At 62.8% G+C, this 4,597-nt stretch carries 2 protein-coding genes and 1 pseudogene; all 3 read left to right on the plus strand.

Going from position 1 to position 4,597, the window contains the following annotated elements; translation table 11 throughout:
• Positions 1-240, plus strand: a pseudogene (locus tag N551_RS36050) (hypothetical protein); the annotation flags it as partial.
• Between the two features lie 98 nt (positions 241-338).
• Complete coding sequence (locus tag N551_RS0120550) at positions 339-2,582, plus strand: tetratricopeptide repeat protein (protein ID WP_027568480.1); 2,244 nt, start codon at positions 339-341, stop codon at positions 2,580-2,582.
• Between the two features lie 113 nt (positions 2,583-2,695).
• Positions 2,696-4,597, plus strand: a 1,902-nt coding sequence (locus N551_RS0120555; RefSeq protein ID WP_035961670.1) for a tetratricopeptide repeat protein, incomplete at its 3' end; no start/stop codon positions are given.

Below are 4,597 nucleotides of genomic sequence, written 5' to 3' on the forward strand. Positions count from 1 at the left end.
TGGGTCGCCGATAATGACGAGGGCTATGCCGCGATCGCATCCAAATATGCGGCACAGCCGGCGCATCTGGCGAAGCTGCGCGCGGACTTGCCGGCCCGGATCGCGGCTTCGCCCGCCGGCAACGTCGAAATCTACACGCGCGAGGTCGAAGCGGCTTATCGCCAGTTCTGGCGCGACTATTGCGCCGCGGCTTCGAAGGGCGGCGACGTGCGTAGGAGGCCAGCGGCGCCGGGCCGCTGAGCCCCGGGAAATCCCGGGGTATCACCGCGCCGGCTGACCGGCCGGCCAGGCCTGCGAATCAGTTAGACTCTCGCCGGGCTATCCCTCGGAGAGACACCTTGCAGACCAGCGGCGCCGGCGCGCGCGCATTTCAGAACGCGCGATTGCAGAAGAAATTGATGAAGCAGGCCGACGCCGTCCTCTCCGCCGCGGCTAGCGCCTATGGCCGGGGTCGATATGCCGAGACCGAAGCACTCTGCCGGGATATCCTGAAGGCGCTGCCCGATCATGTCGACGCGATGCACCTGCTCGGCATGTGCGCGCATGACGGTCGCCGCCTGGAGGAGGCGCAACAGCTGCTCGAGCGCGTGATTGCACTCGATCCGCGACTGCATGATGCCCACAACAACCTCGCCACCGTGCATTTCGACCTCGGCAATTACGAGGAGGCGCGGCGGTGCCAGGAGAGGGCCATCGCGCTAAAGCCGAATTTTGCGGTCGCGCTGACCAACCTCGGCAACACGCTGATGCATCTGGGGCAGTACGAACAGGCGCTCGAGCTGCATGAGCGCGCCATCAAGATCAAGCCGGATTATGCCGATGCATTCTGCAATCGCGGCATGGTCGAAGTTGTGCTTGGACAGATCATGCGCGCCAAGGAAAGCTTCGACAGGGCCCTGCTGTTTCAGCCCCGTCACGCCGAGGCCATCGTCGGCAGCGGCATGGTCGCCATGGAGCTGCGGCACCACGACGAGGCGGCCGCCAAGTTTGCCATGGCGCTCGCGATCAAGCCCGGCTCGCCGAGGATCGTAGCCCAACGCGGGCGGCTCAGTTACGAGTTGCAGCGCCTGGAGCCCGCGCTTGCGGATTTCGAGGCGGCGCTTGCGATCTCGCCCAAGCTCGAGCTGGCTCTGCGCGGCAAGGCCCAGACCTGCCTCGTCATGGGAAAGACCGCGCAGGCGATGGCGGCCGCAGCGGCCCTGATCGAGCAAAATCCGCGCTCCGAGATGGGGCTGGCGCTGATGGGCTTCTCGTATTCGAACCGGGGGGACATGGACGCCGCGATCGAATATCTCGATCGTGCGCTGGCGCTCCGGCCGGATTATGGGGATGCGATCAGAGGAAAGATCTTCCTGGAGGACTACCGCGCCGAGGCCGATTTCGTGGTCCAGCAGGCGGTGCGAAAATCCTGGTGGGACCAGATCGGCTCCAAACAGCCGCGAAGGGAGCTGCCGAAGCGGCCGCTGGATCCGGAGAAGCGGATCGTGGTCGGCTATGTCGCTGCCGAATTCCGGCAGCACTCCGCGGGGCTCACGCTGCTGCCGGTGCTGCGCCATCACGATCACACCAAATTCGAAATCATCTGCTACTATTCCTGGCCGGGCGGGGACGAGTACACCGCCATGTTCAAATCGTTGGCGGACGTCTGGGTCGAAGCCTGGGGGCTTTCGGATGACGAGCTCGCCGATCGTATCCAGGCGGACAATGTCGACATCCTGATCGACGTTTCGGGGCACACGACCGGAAACAGGCTGCTGACTTTCGCTCGGAAGCCGGCCCCGATCCAGGCCACTGGCTTCGGACACGCGACAGGCACGGGCATGCCGACCATGGACTACGTGCTCGCGGATCCCATTTTCATTCCGCCGTCGGTTCGGCATCTGTTTGCCGAGAAAATCCACGATCTGCCGTGCCTGATCACGATTGAACCAGTCTCGGATCTGCAGCCCTCAGAGCTGCCGATGCTCCGCAACGGCTACGTCACTTTCGGTGTGTTCAACCGCATTTACAAAATCTCGGATGATGCGATCCGTGTTTGGTCGCGCATCATGCGGGAGCTGCCGGGATCGAAGATCATCCTCAAGCATGGTCTGCTCGATGATCCGCTGCTGCGCGATAGCCTGATCGCGCGTTTTCTGGCGCAGGGTGTTGTCGAAGAGAGCCTCACCTGCCTCGGCACCACCTCGCGCGACGACCATCTGGCGGCTTTCGCCCAAGTCGATATTTCCTTCGACACGTTCCCGCAAAATGGCGGCATCAGCACCTGGGAATCTCTCTACAAGGGCGTTCCCGTCGTTGCCAAGCTCGGCAACGGTGCCTCCTCGCGTGCTGGCGCCTCCATCGTGACCGCCGTCGGCCTCGGCGACTGGGTCGCGGAAGATGACGATGGCTATGTCGAGATCGCCCGCAAATTTGCGTCACAGCCCGAGTATCTGGCGAGATTGCGCGCGGATTTGCCGGCTCGGATCGCGCTTTCGCCCTCGGGCAATGTCGAGACCTACACGCGCGAGCTCGAGGTGGGTTACCGAAAGTTCTGGCGCGACTATTGTGCCGCCGCCTCGAGTGACGGCGGCGTTGCGTAGGCGAGGCCTGCGTTGAGCACCGGCATCTTCCGGAGATTGCCGGGCCGCCTAAACCGGACGGCCTTGGCCGCGAATCAGCTAGAATCCTCCCGGGCATCCTCCGGAGAGAATCCTTGCAGAGTAGCGGCGCCGGCGCACGCGCGTTCCAGAACGCGCGGTTGCAGAAGAAATTGAAGAAGCAGGCGGACGCGATCATTTCGACCGCGAATACGGCCTATGGCCACGGCCGGTATGCGGAGACCGAGGCGCTCTGCCGCCAGATCCTCAATGAACTTCCGGAGCATTTCGGCGCCTTGCACCTGCTTGGCTTGGGCGCATTCGCGAGCCGACACTTCGAGGCAGCGAAACAGGCGCTCAAATATGCCGTGACGGTCGACCCACGCTCGGCACAGGCATTTTCCGATTTGGGAGCCACGCATTTCGCGCTTGGGGAGTATGAGGAAGCGCGTACGTCCCTGGAGCGGGCCATAGCGTTGAAGCCGAGCTTCCCCATGGCCTTGGCCAACCTCGGCAATACCTTGTTGCATCTCAACCGCGTCGAGCAGGCTATCGAATCGTACGATCGCGCGATCGGGCTGAAGCCCGATCATGCCGATGCGCTCTGCAATCGCGGCCTGGCAGAGCTTGCGCTGCGCCAGCTTGATCGCGCCAAACAGAGCTTCGAGCGCGCACTGTTGTTTCAGCCGCGAAACGTGGAGGCGCTCGTCGGCAAAGGTTTGGTCAATATCGAGCTCAAAAACTTCGACGAGGCCAAGGGCGCGCTGGAGGCGGCGCTCGCGATCAGGCCGGGGTCGGCGAAGATCTTGGCGAATCGTGGACGGCTCAATCTTGAGACGTCGAGCCTGGAACAGGCGGCGGCGGACTTTGATGCGGCCCTTGCGCTTGCGCCCAAGCTCGAGGTGGCCCTGCAGGGGAAGGCACAAGTCGCGCTTGCCATGGGAAACACGGCGCAAGCGATTCTGGCGTGCACCACGTTGCTGGAGGAATATCCACGCTCCGCGATCGCGATGGCGCTGCTGAGCGCTTGTTTTGCCAACCAGGGCGAGATCGCATCGGCGATCGAGCTACTCGATGCGGCGCTGGCCATTGTACCGGATGCGTCCTTGATCGGCCGGAAGATCTTCTTTCTCGACTATCTTTCCGACGCCGATTTCGCGGTTCAGCAGGCCGCACGAAAGCAGTGGTGGAACGCGATCGGCTCGAAGTTGCCGCGAAGGATTCTTGCCCCCCGGCAGCTTGATCCCGACAAGCGGATCGTGGTCGGCTATGTTGCTGCCGAATTTTGGCATCACTCGGCAGCGTTCGCTCTGTTGCCAGTGCTGCGCCACCATGACCACGCCAGGTTCGAGATCGTCTGCTATTCGTGCTCGCCGGTAAGAGATGAGATCACCGCCGCATTCAGATCCTCGGCGGACGTCTGGGTCGACGCCTGGCAGATGTCGGACGACGAACTGGCCGATCGCATTCAGGCTGACAAGGTCGATATCCTGATCGACGTGTCCGGGCACACGACCGGCAACAGGCTCCATGTCTTCGCCCGCAAGCCGGCCCCGATCCAGGTCTCGGGGTTTGGTCACGCCACGGGCACGGGCCTTCAGACCATGGACTACGTGCTCGCGGATCCGGTCTTCATTCCGCAATCGGCGCGCCATCTGCTGGCTGAAAAGGTCTACGACTTGCCGTGCCTGATCACGATCGATCCCATTTTGGATCTACCTGCATCGGAGCCGCCCATCCTCCGCAATGGTTATGTCACCTTCGGCGTGTTCAACCGCATCTACAAGATCTCGGACGAGGCCATCCGGGTGTGGTCGAAAGTGATGCGCGAGGTGACGGGTTCGAAGATCATCATCAAGCATACCCTGCTTGACGATCCCATGCTGCGCGACAATTTGGTCGCGCGGTTCGTGGCACAGGGCGTTGCCGAGGAGAATGTCACCTGCCTGGGCTCGTCGCCGCGCCACGAGCACCTGCTGGCGTTTGCGAACATCGACATATCGCTCGACACGTTCCCG

The organism is Bradyrhizobium sp. URHA0013 (genome assembly GCF_000518345.1).
GTDB lineage: Bacteria > Pseudomonadota > Alphaproteobacteria > Rhizobiales > Xanthobacteraceae > Bradyrhizobium.